The organism is Streptomyces sp. NPDC005774, from assembly GCF_042871645.1.
Lineage (GTDB): Bacteria > Actinomycetota > Actinomycetes > Streptomycetales > Streptomycetaceae > Streptomyces > Streptomyces pratens.
Genome location: NZ_JBIAIV010000032.1, coordinates 1 through 14,019, shown reverse-complemented (window position 1 = coordinate 14,019; position 14,019 = coordinate 1). Strand labels below are relative to the sequence as shown.

Sequence of the window (14,019 nt, the reverse complement as noted above, 5' to 3'; positions counted from 1 at the left end):
TCCGGCTGCGGTCGGTTCACATCCCGAAGACGATGCGTGCCTTGAACCGACCGTTCAGGACTTCGGCGATGAACTCGTTGGCGGCTACAAAGGTCCGCATGATGACCTGGTACGTCCGGCGGCGTGCAGCGCGAGCACCTCGTGCAGGTCCCGGTGGGCACCCATGGCCAAACCCATGACACAAGTGCCCGTTCGGAGCGGGTCGGAACATAGATCGTTCCGTCGGCCGCACCTCCCGTACAATGCGCTGCTGCACGGCACTCGGTGCTCCCGCTCGCGGACCTGGGGAAGGTGACCGGGCAACCCTTGGCTGCGGACACCAGGACCAGGCCGATGCGGGTGTTGCCGCTGGTCGGTTCGACCATGCGCTTCCAAAGTCTGAAATTGTGGGGCAATGTGACTGCCGCCACCATGAAGATATGCCTTCCATTCACCCTGCTGGCCGTTTCGACGCCTTCCGCGCCCTCTCCGAGCGGCGCGGGAGAGCCGGTGAGCGGCTGGTGGAAAGCCTGGCCCGCACCAGGGCGGGCACGGGGGACGGCCCCGCCACCTGGGCTCCGGCGGTCGCCGCCGGCCTCGGCCTGCCTGCCGCCGCCGCCCTCGGGCCGGCCGCCTACTACGCGGACCTCGTCGCCCCGCACGGGAGCCGTCACGTCCGGGTCTGCTCGGCGACGGCCTGCTTCGCGGCGCAGGCGGGACGCCATGTCACCCAGATAGAACAGGAACTGGGCGTCACGGTGGGCACCGTCTCGCCGGGCGGAGAGACGTCGCTGCAGGCTGTCCGCTGTCTTGGGTACTGCTACGCCGGCCCCGCCGCACTCGACGGCGACACGCCCTGCACGGGCCCTGCGCTCGCCACCCAGTTGGCAGGGCGCGAGCCACCGTCGGCTCCGCGGATGCCGGTGGCCGACGACACCGGCGACCCCGTGCTGCTGGCAGGGGCGGTCGCCGGTGAGCCGGCGTGGCAGGTGTGGCCGGGGATCGTGACGGCCGGCAGTGCTGACCGGGTTCACGGGGAGGTGGCTGCCTCCGGGCTGCGGGGACGTGGGGGAGCGGGCTTCCGGGTGGCGGCGAAGTGGGAGGCTGCCGGCCGGGTGCCCGGCACCGTGGTGGTGGCCAACGGGGACGAGGGGGACCCGGGGTCGTACGCCGACCGGCTGCTGATGGAGACCGATCCGGAGCGGATGTTGGAGGTCCTGGCGCTGGCCTGCTTCGCCTGCGGCGCCCGCCGGGGCGTGGTGCTGGTGCGCTCGGAGTATCCCCAGGCACTGGCACACATACGTAAAGCAGTGGAGCGTGCCTACGCCGACGGACACTTCGGCCCCTCCGCGCACGGCACGGACACGGCCCTGGACGTCGAGGTGGTGGAGGGCGCCGGATCGTACGTCGCCGGGGAGGAGACCGCGCTGATCGCACGCCTGGAAGGGGACCGGGGCTGCGCCCGGCCGCGCCCGCCGTACCCGACCGGGCGCGGACTGTGGGATGCGCCGACCGTGGTGAACAACGTGGAGACCCTAGCAGCCGTTCCGTGGATCGTGACCCGGGGCGGCGACGCGTACGCCCGGCGCGGGACGCCGGACGAGACGGGGACGAAACTGGTCTGTCTGTCGGAGCGGTTCGCCCGGCCGGGAGCGTACGAGGTCGAGCTGGGCACCTCACTGCTGCGCATTGTCACCGAGCTGGGCGGTGGCATGAAGGGCGGCAGCGAGCTGACCGCTGTCCAGGTGGGCGGCCCCTTGGGCGGTTTCCTCGCCGCCGACGCGCTGGACGTGCCGCTCACCACCGCCGACATTGCTGCCCGCGGCGCCGCACTGGGCCATGCCGGAATGGTCGCCTTCGACCAGCGTGTGGCACCGGAGGACATGCTGCGGCATGTGTGGGAGTTCGCGGCGGCGGAGAGCTGCGGCGCCTGCTCCCCCTGCCGCGTGGGCTCGAGCCGTGGCCTGGAGCTGGCTTTGGCCGGCACTCCGCCCGGTGGCGAGTGGGGACGGCTCGCGCATGTGCTGACCGAGGCGAGCCTGTGCGCGTTCGGGCGGCGTATCCCACCCGCCGTGCGCAGCCTCGCTCGCGTCTACGGCGACCGACTGGCGGGATGGGAGCCATGACCGGAATCGAGATCCAGGTCGACGGCAAGAGCGTCGCCGTGGCCGAGGGAGCATCCCTGCTTGCGGCGGTGCGGGCGGCCGGGAGCGATCTGCCCGCGCTGTGCTCCGACGACCGGCTCGGCCCGGCCGGCTCCTGCCGTACCTGCCTCGTACACGCCGCCGGGCAGACCGTGGCGGCCTGTGTGACCCCGGCCGCCCCCGGTGTTCGGGTCGAGACCGCCACCGACGATCTCCGGCAACTGCGCCGGGAGGCGGTGGAGGTCATCGCCTCGGCCCTGCCGCCCCGCGCACTCGCCGACGGAAACCCCAGTGAACTGGCCGAAGTCTGCCGGTCCTCGGGCATCGGCCCCGACACGGCACAGGGTGCCGGAGGCCGGGGCGGGGACGACTCCCACCCCTACGTCCATCTGGACCGGGACCTGTGCATCGCCTGCGGCCGGTGCGTCCGCATGTGCGCCGAGGTGCAGGGCACCTTCGCCCTGACCCTGGTCGGCCGGGGCGCCGGCACCGTGGTCGCGCCCGGCACCGGCGGGCCCTGGGCGGAGTCGGACTGCGTGGCCTGCGGCGGCTGCGTCGACACCTGCCCCACCGGCGCGCTCACCGAACCCGGCCCGGCGCGCGGACTCACCTCCGCCCACCGGCCACCGGCCACCCGTACGACGTGCGGCTACTGCGGTGTCGGCTGCGCCCTGGACGTCGTCACCGCAGACGGCGAGGTCACGGCCGTACTGCCCGCCCGCGACGGCCCGGTCAACCAGGGCCACGCCTGCGTCAAGGGCCGCTTCGCCCACGGCTACCTCACCTCCTCCGAACGGCTCACCCGGCCCCTGCTGCGACGTGACGGCCGACTGGAGCCCGCCGGCTGGGACGAGGCGCTCGGTCGTGTCGCCCGGGGGCTGCGCGCGGCCGTCGCGGCCGGTGGCCCGGACGCCGTGGCGGCGATCTCCTCGGCCCGCGCCACCAACGAGGAGAACTACCTCGTCCAGAAGTTCATGCGGGTCGTCATCGGCACGAACAACGTCGACAACTGCTCCCGCCTGTGCCACTCCCCGTCCGCCGCCGGCCTGACCGCCTCCTTCGGCCTGTCCGGCGGCACCGACGGCTTCGACGACGTCGAGCGGTCCGACTGCCTGCTCGTGGTGGGGGCCAACCCCGTCGAGGCCCACCCGGTGGTCGGGGCACGGCTGCTGCGCCGCGTGCTGCGCGGGGCCGCGCTGGTCGTCGCCGACCCGCGCGCCGTGGGTCTCGCCGCGCACGCCGATGTGCATCTGCGGCCCCGGCCCGGCACCAACGTGGCGCTCTTCCACGGTCTCGCCCACGTCCTGCTCGCCGAAGGACTGACCGACGAGGAGTTCCTGCGGGAGCGGGCCACCGGACTGCCGGAGCTCACCGAGCTGCTGGCCGACTACCCGCCGGACCGGGTCGCGGACATCACCGGTGTGCCCGCCGCCGACCTGATCGCCGCCGCTCGGCTCTACGGCGGGGCCCGGCGTCCCGCGATCGTCTACGGCCTGGGGGTGACCGAGCACCTGCACGGCACGGACGGGGTGCGGTCGCTGGCCAACCTGGCGATCCTGCGCGGTGCCGTGGGCACCGACCGCGGGCACGGGGTCAATCCGTTGCGCGGCCAGAACAACGTCCAGGGCGCCTCCGACATGGGCGCGCTGCCCGACCTCCTGCCCGGCTACGGGAAGGTGACCGACCCGGCGGCGCGGGCCCGGGCCGAAGCGGTGTGGGGCGTACCGGTTCCCGAGCGGCCCGGCCTGCGGATTCCCGACATGTTCGCCGCCGCGCGAGGGGGAAAACTTCGGGCACTGTGGGTCATCGGGGAGGACGTCTGCGCCACCGATCCCGACGCGAACAAAGTGGCCGAGGCCCTTCAGGCGTGCCCGCTCGTGGTGTGCAGCGAACTGTTTTTGTCCGAGACCGCCCGCCGCGCCGACGTGGTGCTGCCCGTCGCGTCCTGGCTGGAGAAGGACGGCACCTTCGTCAACTTCGACCGCCGGTTCCAGCGGGTCCGCCCCGCCGTGCCCCCGCCGGGAGAAGCACGCAGCGACTTCGACGTCGTCCACGCCGTGGCGTCGGCCATGGGTGCCGACCTGAACTGCCCGACCCCGACCGCGGCCCTGGCCGAGTGCAGTCGGGTCGCCCCCGTCTTCGCGGGTCTGTCCCACGACCGGCTGGACCGAGAGGGCGCCGTGCCGTGGCCCTGCCGGGACCCTGCCCAGCCAGGCGAGGCGAAGCTCTACCAGGATCGGTTCGCGACCGCCGACGGCCGTGCCCACCTGGCCGCGGCGCCCTATCTCCCGCCGGGTGAACACCCCGACGACGACTACCCGCTCATCCTCGTCACCGGACGGCGCTGGGCGCACTACAACTCCGGCAGCATGACCCGACGCGGCGCGAACCTCGCCCTCGACCCGGTCGACTTCCTCGACCTCCACCCCGGCGACGCCCTCCGGTACGCCGTGCGCGACGGTGAGCCGGTCACGGTGGAAAGCCGGCACGGCAGGGCCCGGCTCATCGCTCGCGTCGGCGAGCAGACCGCGCCCGGCCAGGCGTTCTGCTCCTTCCACTTCCCGGCGAGCGGGGTCAACCGCCTCACCTCCCACCACGCCGACACCGTCACGTCCTGCCCCGAGTACAAGGTCACGGCGGTCCGCGTGGTCGCCTCATGACGGAGCAGGAAGCCGGGCTCTCCGCTCCCACCGTCCAGACTCTGCCGACCGGGGAGGTCTTCGCGACGCTGGACACCTCGCCGCGCGGACTGACGCCGGCGGACGCGACGGCGCTGCAAGCCCGCCTGGGCCCCAACGAACTACCGTCCGCGGGCCGCAGCCGGGTGTGGCGGCAACTGGCCGGCCAGTTCACCGACCTGTTCGCCCTCGTCCTGCTCGTCGCGTCCGCGATCACCTTCCTGGCCTACGGACTGCAGGACCCACGGGAGGCCGGCACGCTGCAACTCGCCGTGGCGATCCTGTGCGTGGTGGTGCTGAACGCCGCCATCGGCTTCGCCCAGGAGTACTCCGCCGAGCGGACGGCCGAGTCACTGCAGGCGATGGTCAGACACACCTGCCGGGTGCTGCGCGAAGGGGAGAGACGGGAGGTGTCCTCGCAGGAGCTGGTGCCCGGAGACGTGGTCGTCCTGGAGGCCGGGGACGCGGTGCCCGCGGACTGCCGTCTGGTGGAGGTGCACGAGGTCTCCGTGAACAACGCGGCGCTGACGGGGGAGAGCGATGCAGCCGGCCGCACGGCCCACCCCGTGGCCGCCGGCCCGGTCCTTCAGGCCCGCAACTGTGTGTTCATGGGCACCGACGTGGTGGCCGGTTCCGCGAAGGCCGTGGTGTTCGCCACGGGCACGGCCACCGAGTTCGGCAAGATCTTCCGGCTGACGGCCGCGGCACCCCGGCAGCGGACCCCGCTGCAGCGCCAGGTCGCCCTGATGGCCCGCAGGGTCGCGGGGACGGCCCTGGCGATCGGTGCGCTGTTGTTCCTGGTACGCCTTCCGACCGGGCAGCCGTTCGTCGAGACCTTCGTCTTCGCCCTCGGCGTCATGGTCGCGCTCGTCCCCGAGGGCCTGCCCGCGACCATGTCGGTGTCCCTGGCGATCGGCGTACGGCGCATGGCCCGGCGGCACGCCCTGGTCAAGCAGCTGCTGGCGGTGGAGGCGCTGGGGTCCACCACGGTGGTGTGCACGGACAAGACGGGGACCCTCACCCGGGCCGAGATGACCGTCGTACGGGTGTGGGCGGGCGGGGCGGAGCACACCGTGACCGGCGTGGGGTACGCGCCCGACGGCGAGGTCGCCGACCCGGAACCGGTGCGCGGACTGCTGCGGGCGGCGGCCCTGTGCTGCAACGCCCGCCTGGTTCCGCCGTCGGACGGGGCGGGTTGGCGGGTGCTGGGCGACACCACCGAGGGGGCGCTGCTCGTCGCCACGGCGAAGGCCGGGCTCTACCTGGCCGCCGAGGAGGCCGCGGCACCGCGCGTCGCGGAGTATCCCTTCGACTCGGGCCGCAAGCTCATGAGCACCGTGCACAAGGTCACCGACGGCGGTGGTTACCACGTGTACGCCAAGGGCGCACCGCAGGAACTCCTCGACCGTTGCACCGTCGCCGACGGGGCGGGGGAGCGCCGCCCGTTGACCGACGCGCTGCGGGCCGAGGTCATCGCCGCGAACGACGCGCTGGCCTCCCAGGGGCTGCGCGTGCTGGCAGTGGCCCGGCGGCCGGTGCCCGGCCCCCGACCGGGCCAGGAGACAGCCGAGTCGGAGCTGACGCTGCTGGGGCTCGTCGGGATGCTGGACCCGCCGCGGCCCGAGGTCAGCGACGCGGTCGCCGCCTGCCGGCGGGCCCGCATCCGGATCGTGATGGTCACCGGGGACCACCCGCTGACCGCCGAGGCCGTCGCCCGCAGGGTCGGCATCGTCACCGGGCCCGCGCCCACCGTGGTCACCGGAGTCGGCTTCGAGGCACTGGACGACGACGGCCTGGACGCGCTGCTCGACCGGCCGGGGGAGCTGCTGCTGTGCCGGGTCAGCCCCGAGGACAAGATGCGGGTCGTGGGCGGCCTGCACCGGCGCGGTGAGGTCGTCGCGGTCACCGGCGACGGCGCCAACGACGCCCCGGCCCTCAAGCACGCCGACATCGGCGTGGCAATGGGCGCCTCCGGCACCGATGTCGCCCGGGAAGCCGCCGTCATGGTGCTGCTGGACGACTCGTTCGCCTCCATCGCCGCGGCGGTGCGGCTCGGCCGGTCGGTCTACCAGAACATCCGCAAGTTCCTCGTCTACCTCTTCAGCCACAACATCGCCGAACTCGTCCCGATTCTCGCGGCGACCTTCGTAGGCTTTCCGCTGGTGCCCATCAGCGCCGTGCAGATCCTTGCCATCGACCTCGGCTCCGATGTCCTGCCGGCACTGGCGCTGGGCGCCGAGCCGCCTGAACCCGACGTCATGGACCGTCCACCACGGTCACGCAAGGAACAACTGTTCTCCAGGGCCGTCATGGGCCGCATCCTGTTCCTGGGCGGCATTCAGGCTCTCGGTGTGACCGCCGTCTTCTTCTGGCACATCCACGCCTCAGGGATTTTGTACTCCGAGTTCACCGAGGACGACACCGCCTACCGGGAAGGGATCACGATGGTCCAGGCCGGAATCGTGGTCAGCCAGTTCTTCAACGCCCTCGCGGTGCGCACCGACCGGCAGAGCCTCTTCCGCATCGGTCCCTTGTCCAACCCCTGGCTGCTCGCCGCCGGATGCTTCGGCATCGCCGTCATGGCGGGCATCAGCTATCTGCCCCCGCTCCAGGCCCTGTTCAACACCGCCCCGCTGGACCTCGATGACTGGGCCGTCCTCGCCGGGCTCGGCGTACTGCTCCTGGTCGCGGAGGAGCTCAGGAAGGCGTGGCTGCGGCGCCGTCGGCCCACGGACCCGAAAGGAGGGACGCGATGAGAGTGATCATCGCCGGCTGCGGACGGGCCGGGTCCCTGCTCGCCGCCCAACTCGCCACCGAAGGGCATGACGTACGGATCGTGGACCGCGTGGCCGGGACCCGCAGGCTGCTGCCCGCGGGTTTCCCGGGCCGGTTCCACGAAGGCAACGGATACAGCCGTACGGTCATCGAGGCCGCCGGGATCGAGCACGCGGACGCGTTCGTCGCCGTCACCTCGGGCGACAACAGCAACATCGTCAGCGCGCGGACGGCCAAGGAGACCTACCGGGTGCCGATCGTCCTCGCCCGTATCTACGCCCCCCGCAGCGCCGACATCTGCCGCGAACTCGGCATCCCCACCATCGCCAGCGTCCGCTGGACGGTGCACGAATTCCACCAGATGCTGCTGCACCGCCACCTCACCCCCGAACTCACCTTCGGCAACGGCGAGACACTGCTGATCCGTTCGCAGCTGCCCGGCTACCTCACCGGGCGGCGCCTGACCGAGCTCGACGTCGACGGCGAGATCCGCGTCATCGAGGTGACCCGGGCGGGCCGCTCGCTCGTCCCCGCGCACAACACCCCGGCCGAGCCCGGAGACCTGGTCACCTTCGCCGTCGCCGCCACCTCGCTCGGCCGGCTGCGCGGCTTCCTGGACAAGGAGCTGGGGACGTGAAGGCCCTCATCGCCGGCGCCGGACGCCTGGGCACGCAGATCGCGCAGGTCCTCGCCGCCGCCCGCAACGACGTCACCCTCGTCGACATCGACGACGACCGCGTAGCCGACCTCGAAGGCCGGCTGCCCGTACGCCTCATGGCGGGGGACGCCTGCGAACCCGCCTTCCTCGAGCATGCCGGGGTCCTCACCGCCGACCTCGTCATCGCCACCACCGGCAACGACGAGGACAACCTCGTCATCAGTCTCCTCGCCAAGCGGCAGTTCGCCGTGCCACGGGTCGCGGCCCGTGTCAACGACGCGGAGAACACCTGGCTCTTCGACCAGAACTGGGGAGTGGACACCGCGGTCCCCGCTGCCACACCCCTGATCTCCCTCATCGAGGAGGCGACCGGCGCCACCGACACCGTCGCTCTGCTGCGCCTGAGCAAGGCGGGCGTCGACGTCATCGAAACCGCCATCACCCCGCGGTCCCGCGCCGCGGGCCACACACTCGCCGAGATCGCCCTCCCGGCGGGCACCATCGTCGCGACCGTCGTCCGGGATGGCCGGCCCACGGTCCCCACTCCCGAGATGCGGCTGCAGCCCGGCGACGAACTTCTCGTCGTGTCCCACGCCGCCACCGAGCAGGAGATCCACGCGGCCTTTCAGTAGACCGACGTCGTCAGACAGCCGGCGAGCCCACGGGGAGGGAGGACGTTCCTGTTTCAGTCGTGCCTAAGTGGGCGTTCAGGGATGGATTGTGGCGGTAAGCCGCTCCTGCAACCAACAACCTTCGGGCTAATTCGCACCTTACGCGCGCCTTCACGGCTCTCCGGGTGTTGGCCTGCGCGCCCGCTTGATCAGCTTATCGGAGCTGGATTCCGTCTGGTTTAGCAATGAGGTGAAAGATTCCCGATAGCACGAAGCTTCCAGGCGTTTCAGGCTGTGCGCGTTGGCGATGAGTATGGCAAAACGGGTTAAAATACCCATCACGAATTAACATCAAACGCCCACTCAGTAGTGGCTCTCGGCCGCAAGGTCTACGGCTTGGGTGCGCTCTCGATCAGCCATTTAATCGCCAGGAGCAGGCGCACGATGAAGGCGGGGAGACGCGGTGCCGGATGGGGTACAGGGGTACCCGGACTTCTGAGGATGCATGACCGGCCGGTCCGGGAGACCTCCGGGGCTGCGGAGGGCCGGCACAGGCGGGCCCGGGGCGTGCGGCGTGGCGGCTGGCGAAAGGGGTGTCCGGAATGAGCACGGAGATGGTTTTCGGGGCTGTTCACGGTCGAGCAGAGCAGGTGGGGGACGTCTCCTCCGCTCCGGGCGGGCTGCTGGACGTGCTGGGTGTCGCGGCCGTCGTCCTCGACGCGGACGGGCGGATCGTGCTGTGGAGCCCGCAGGCCAAGGACCTGTTCGGCTACACCGCCCAGGAGGCGCTGGGCCAGTACGCGGCCCGGCTGCTGCTTGAGGAGGAGCACTGGGAGCAGGCGGTCGAGCTGTTCGACCGGGTCATGGCGAGCGGCGAGAGCTGGGCCGGCGGTTTCCCCACCCGGTGCAAGGACGGCCACACACAGATGGTGGAGTTCCGCAATATGCGGCTGGAGGACGGCCGGGGGAACTTCTATGCCCTGGGTATCGCCACCGACCAGGCCATCCTGCGGGAGGTGGAGCGGGGGCTGGCGCTGTCGGTGCGCCTGATCGAGCAGGCTCCGATCGGGCTGGCCGTTTTGGACACCGACCTGCGGTTTGTGACCGTCAATCCGGAGTTGGAGCGGATCAACGGTGTGCCTGCCGCCGACCACATCGGCCGGCGCCCTTACGAGGTCCTGCCGCATCTGGACATTGACGTCGATTACACGACCCGCCAGGTGCTGGAGACCGGAGTGCCGCTGCTGGACCGGCCCGTCGTCGGCCGCACCGCGGCCGACCCCGGCCACGAGCATGCCTGGTCGGTCTCCCGCTACCGGCTGGAGGACCCCGGCGGACGGGTGCTGGGGGTGGCCACCTCGGTCGTGGACGTCACCGAGCAGCGCCGGGCGGAAAGCGAGGCGGCCCGGGCCCGGCAGCGGCTTACGCTCATCGCCGACGCCTCCCTGCGCATCGGCACCACACTCGACCTCGAGCGGACCGCCCGCGAGCTGGCTGAGGTGTGCGTGCCCGACCTCGCCGACGTGGCCACGGTGGACGTGCTCGACAGCGTCCTGCAGGGCCACGAGGCGGAGACCCATGAAGGGCCCGCGCTGTTCCGCGCCCTCGCCGTGGCCGCGGTTGGCCCCTCCGAGGCCGCCCGCGCCGCCGACCCGCCCGGTGAACTCGCCGTCTACGACACCGACCGCCTGGCCGCCCAGTGCGTGAACCTCCGCCGCCCGGTCCGGGTGCCCCGCGTGGAGGGCCGCGACCTGCCGCGCATCGCCCGCTGCCCCCGGGCGGTCGAGCTTTTGGCCCGCGCCGGGCTCCACTCCTACCTGGCCGTGCCGCTGACCGCCCGCGGCGAGATCCTCGGGGCCCTTGGCCTCAAGCGCACCCGCAACCCCGAGCCGTTCACCCACGACGACGAAGTCCTGGCCGGCGAGCTGGCCGCCCGCGCCGCCCTGTCCATCGACAACGCCCGCTGGTACCGCAGCCAGCGGCACGCGGCCCTCGCCCTCCAGCGCCACCTGCTCCCCCAGCACCCGCCGCACCCGGTGGGCCTGGAGATCGCCAGCCGGTACCAGCCCGCCGCAGCCGCCGTCGAGGTCGGCGGCGACTGGTTCGACGCCATCCCCCTGGCCGGCGACAAGACCGCCCTCGTGGTCGGCGACGTCATGGGCAGCGGCATCAACGCCGCCGCCACCATGGGCCAGCTGCGCACCGCCACCCGCGCCTTCGCCGACCTCGACCTCGCCCCCGCAGAGGTCCTCAAACGCCTCGACCACACCACCACCCGCCTGGAGGAGATCATCGCCACCTGCGCCTACGCCGTCTACGACCCGCACCGCGCACAGTGCCGCATCTGTCTCGCCGGCCACCTGCCCCCCGCCCTGGTCAGCCCCGGACACGCCCCCCAACTGCTCGACCTGCCCGCCGGCGCACCCCTCGGGGTCGGCGGCATCCCGTTCCGGACCGCCACCTTCGACCTGGTCCCCGGCGACCAGCTGATCCTTTACACCGACGGCCTGGTCGAGACCCGCGACCAGGCCATCGACCAGCGCCTGAACACCCTCCTCGGCCTGCTCGACGACTCGGAACGTCCCCTGGAGGAGACCTGCGACCGGCTCCTGCACGCCCTGCGCCACCCCGACGGCCACGACGACGTCGCCCTGCTCATCGCCCGGGCCCGGCCCACCCCCCACAGCCAAGCCTCCCGGCCCTGACACGCCGCTGTTTCCGGCCGCCGCAGGCACCCACGCGTGATTCCATGACCCATGGAATCACCCTCCTCATCCAGGGAATCCCGCTCTTCGGTACTGGTGACAGAGACAGAAAGGCTGCCGAATGAGCACTTGTGACAAGTCGAATGCCTCATCGGTAACAACCAGGCTGCCTCGACCGGCCCTGTCCGCCGGCTCATCCAGCTTCGTCGGTGACGACCCCTGAGCTTCGGCTCAGGTGCGGTGCGATGCGTAGGACACTGCGGCTGGCAGTCGCGCAGAGCACCGTGCCGGAGGATCCGACCGACTCCGAAAACCTGCGGGCGAGCGGTGAAGAGATCCGGCAGCTGTTGCGCGAGGCCAGCGCCGCCGGCGCCAGGATGGTGCAGTTCCCGGAGGGCGCTCTCACCTACCCCAGCAAGCACGTGATGGCCTCAGGCGCTCCCGGCACCCTCGCGGCTGCGGACTGGAACCGCATCGACTGGGACGTCATGCGCGCCCAGGCGCAAGCCGTCGCCGACCTGGCCGGGGAACTGGGCCTGTGGGTGGTCCTCGGTTCGATCCACCCCCTCACGCCCCTTCATCGGCCGCACAACAGCCTCTATGTCATCTCCGACGAGGGCGCACTCGTCGCCCGCTACGACAAGCGCTACCTGTCACACACGGAACTTTCGTACCTGTACACCCCCGGCACCGCCCCGCTCGTCTTCACGGTCGACGGCATCCGGTTCGGCACCGCTTTGTGCATCGAAGCCAACTTCCCTGAACTGTTCGCCCAGTACGAGCACATGGACGTCGACTGCGTGCTGATCTCCGTGATGGTCGACGACGCCGCCCGCGCCGTCCTCGCTCAGGCTTACGCGACCCCGACGGTTAGCAAACCGTCAGCATCGGTCCCGGAGGAGTCAGCAACCGTGAGTGCCACTGCTTTGGCTCGTGGGATGGGGGCGTCCTTCAAGGAGTGTGGGCATCCGCGGTCGCGGTGGTCGAAGTGCCCTCACCCGTACAAGGTCCGGTATCGGTCTGCGGCCGGGAAGCAGGTGAAGGAGTCCGGGTTCGCGACCCAGGACAAGGCCATCGCACGTTTCACGGAGGTCTACAACGCGAAGAAGGGCGGCGCCGCGCGGTCAGGCGAAGGCGGAGCAAATCGCGAAGTACGGGGCGATGCGGTTCGAGGAGTACGCCGCCCAGTGGAAGGCCGGCCGACGGGACCTGGGGCCAGCCTCGCCGGCACACCTGGACTGCCTGCTGGTCCTCCCCCTGCTGCCGCTGCTGGGCAGCCGAATCGTCGCCGTGGACCCGGCCTGCACCTCCCGGTGGGGCGCCCAGCACTGGCAGAAGCCCTTGACCGGCACCACCCGTAGGACCACCCTCCCCCGAGCTCTCGACTGCGCTCAAGCAGGGGGTGCCCCCATCGATGCGGCGAGCATCGCGATCGGCAGGCACGCCCGGGGGCATCCCATCCGGCGTCGGACGGCACTGCCCCGTGCACACCGGAGTGATGTGCACGGGCATCGGACCGTCCAGGCCGGACCGGATACCCCCGGGCGTGAGGAATCCCGCCCCCGTCTTCCCCGACCACGGACACGATCCGTGCCGCCGGACACGGAGCGAACGCGGGCGACCAGGACACCCACAACCGTTCGGGATGTCCGCAGCGAGCAAGAAGGGGTCCAGGACTCACTCCTGCTCACTGACTAGGAACGATCGTTCTGGTTGTGGTGGTCGACGTCGCGCGTCCCGCCGTCGAACATGGAGGTGCAGATCATGCCATGGCCGATACCGCTCACCATGAGGCCGGGAAGCATGCCCCCGAGATACGAGTGGTTGTACACCGAAACGGCGAGCATCACGAGGCGGCCGCTCCGATGGCGAAGGCCAGCGGCAACGTGCGCTGTACGCCGAGGGGGTTGAGCAGACGGCCGGCGATCATGTTGCCGAGCGTGATGCACACCGCCAGCGGCAGGAAGGCGATGCCCGCGGCCAGCGGCTCGAACCTACGCCCTTCCTGGAGCAAGAGTGTGACCAGGTAGAACTCGGCTCCCGCCACGCTCGCCATGTACAGCGCCGAGGCGCCGCAGCCGACCAGGAGCGTGCGAGTACCCCGCAGCGAGGATGCGACGAAGCTGCCCAGCACGAGCGGATCGGTCCAGCCGACATCCGCGGCGCCCTCATACGAGCGACCGAAGTGCGGCAAACGCAGAGCCGACGGCACGTCACCCGCCCACACGGGGGTGTCCTAACGGTCGGCGGTTATTCGGTGGATCTGTTCTCCTCGAGCTCCTACAGTGACCGGACCCGACATCGTCACGAAAAGCGGATCATGCGTGTGCACTACCCCCGTACGCCTCATCTCCCGTGGTCGCCGGGGGCCGCCTCGGACGACATACGAGCCGGTGATCTGTCCGGGCTGCGCGGCCGCGAGGTCGTGGTCACCGAGAAACTCGACGGGGAGAACACCACCCTCTATGC

General features: G+C 71.3%; 10 protein-coding genes and 1 pseudogene. 9 read left to right on the top strand and 2 right to left on the bottom strand.

The features are described from left to right. Nucleotides 1–419 precede the first annotated feature (419 nt). The 8 genes and pseudogenes from ACFYQA_RS25505 to ACFYQA_RS25470 form a co-directional block, all read left to right on the top strand. Nucleotides 420–2,105, top strand: a complete 1,686-nt coding sequence (locus ACFYQA_RS25505; RefSeq protein WP_388922141.1) for an NAD(P)H-dependent oxidoreductase subunit E — start codon at nucleotides 420–422, stop codon at nucleotides 2,103–2,105. Continuing rightward, nucleotides 2,102–4,783 carry a formate dehydrogenase subunit alpha gene (fdhF, locus tag ACFYQA_RS25500; protein ID WP_388922138.1) on the top strand — a complete coding sequence of 894 codons (2,682 nt, stop codon included), beginning with the start codon at nucleotides 2,102–2,104 and terminating at the stop codon, nucleotides 4,781–4,783. Before ACFYQA_RS25505 ends, fdhF begins: the two co-directional genes overlap by 4 nt. Continuing rightward, a complete protein-coding gene (locus ACFYQA_RS25495; protein ID WP_388922135.1) occupies nucleotides 4,780–7,557 on the top strand; it encodes a cation-translocating P-type ATPase in 2,778 nt (925 codons plus the stop codon). Before fdhF ends, ACFYQA_RS25495 begins: the two co-directional genes overlap by 4 nt. Next, nucleotides 7,554–8,213 (top strand): potassium channel family protein, encoded by a 660-nt coding sequence (locus tag ACFYQA_RS25490; protein ID WP_388922132.1) that lies wholly within the window; start codon nucleotides 7,554–7,556, stop codon nucleotides 8,211–8,213. The genes ACFYQA_RS25495 and ACFYQA_RS25490 overlap by 4 nt, the downstream gene beginning before the upstream one ends. Then, the gene (locus tag ACFYQA_RS25485) at nucleotides 8,210–8,866 is read left to right on the top strand and encodes a potassium channel family protein (protein WP_388922129.1); all 657 of its coding nucleotides are present in this window, start codon (nucleotides 8,210–8,212) and stop codon (nucleotides 8,864–8,866) included. Before ACFYQA_RS25490 ends, ACFYQA_RS25485 begins: the two co-directional genes overlap by 4 nt. A gap of 593 nt (nucleotides 8,867–9,459) precedes the next feature. Continuing rightward, nucleotides 9,460–11,550, top strand: a complete 2,091-nt coding sequence (locus ACFYQA_RS25480) for a SpoIIE family protein phosphatase (protein ID WP_388922344.1) — start codon at nucleotides 9,460–9,462, stop codon at nucleotides 11,548–11,550. 245 nt (nucleotides 11,551–11,795) lie between these two features. Then, on the top strand, nucleotides 11,796–12,911 hold the full coding sequence (locus ACFYQA_RS25475) for a carbon-nitrogen hydrolase family protein (RefSeq protein WP_388922126.1): 1,116 nt from the start codon (nucleotides 11,796–11,798) through the stop codon (nucleotides 12,909–12,911). Beyond that, nucleotides 12,823–13,248 (top strand): annotated as a pseudogene (locus tag ACFYQA_RS25470) (IS200/IS605 family accessory protein TnpB-related protein); the annotation flags it as partial. The gene ACFYQA_RS25475 and the pseudogene ACFYQA_RS25470, both read left to right, overlap by 89 nt. Here ACFYQA_RS25470 and ACFYQA_RS25465 read toward each other — a convergent pair. Both ACFYQA_RS25465 and ACFYQA_RS25460 read right to left on the bottom strand, forming a co-directional pair. Further along, on the bottom strand, nucleotides 13,245–13,400 hold the full coding sequence (locus tag ACFYQA_RS25465) for a hypothetical protein (protein WP_388922124.1): 156 nt from the start codon (nucleotides 13,398–13,400) through the stop codon (nucleotides 13,245–13,247). The pseudogene ACFYQA_RS25470 and the gene ACFYQA_RS25465 sit on opposite strands and share 4 nt — an antisense overlap. After that, nucleotides 13,397–13,744: a hypothetical protein gene (locus tag ACFYQA_RS25460; protein WP_388922121.1), complete on the bottom strand. Its 348-nt coding sequence runs from the start codon at nucleotides 13,742–13,744 to the stop codon at nucleotides 13,397–13,399. The genes ACFYQA_RS25465 and ACFYQA_RS25460 overlap by 4 nt, the downstream gene beginning before the upstream one ends. A gap of 69 nt (nucleotides 13,745–13,813) precedes the next feature. On the opposite strand from ACFYQA_RS25460, the gene ACFYQA_RS25455 reads away from it, so the two are divergent. After that, a partial coding sequence (locus ACFYQA_RS25455; RefSeq protein ID WP_388922341.1) for an RNA ligase family protein occupies nucleotides 13,814–14,019 on the top strand: 206 nt, incomplete at its 3' end.

What these genes read in the sequence shown, in the direction of transcription:
- ACFYQA_RS25505 (WP_388922141.1), top strand. Translation starts at nt 420, where the DNA reads ATGCCTTCCATTCACCCTGCTGGCCGTTTCGACGCCTTCCGCGCCCTC.
- ACFYQA_RS25490 (WP_388922132.1), top strand. Translation starts at nt 7,554, where the DNA reads ATGAGAGTGATCATCGCCGGCTGCGGACGGGCCGGGTCCCTGCTCGCC.
- ACFYQA_RS25480 (WP_388922344.1), top strand. Translation starts at nt 9,460, where the DNA reads ATGGTTTTCGGGGCTGTTCACGGTCGAGCAGAGCAGGTGGGGGACGTC.
- ACFYQA_RS25495 (WP_388922135.1), top strand. Translation starts at nt 4,780, where the DNA reads ATGACGGAGCAGGAAGCCGGGCTCTCCGCTCCCACCGTCCAGACTCTG.
- fdhF (WP_388922138.1), top strand. Translation starts at nt 2,102, where the DNA reads ATGACCGGAATCGAGATCCAGGTCGACGGCAAGAGCGTCGCCGTGGCC.
- ACFYQA_RS25475 (WP_388922126.1), top strand. Translation starts at nt 11,796, where the DNA reads ATGCGTAGGACACTGCGGCTGGCAGTCGCGCAGAGCACCGTGCCGGAG.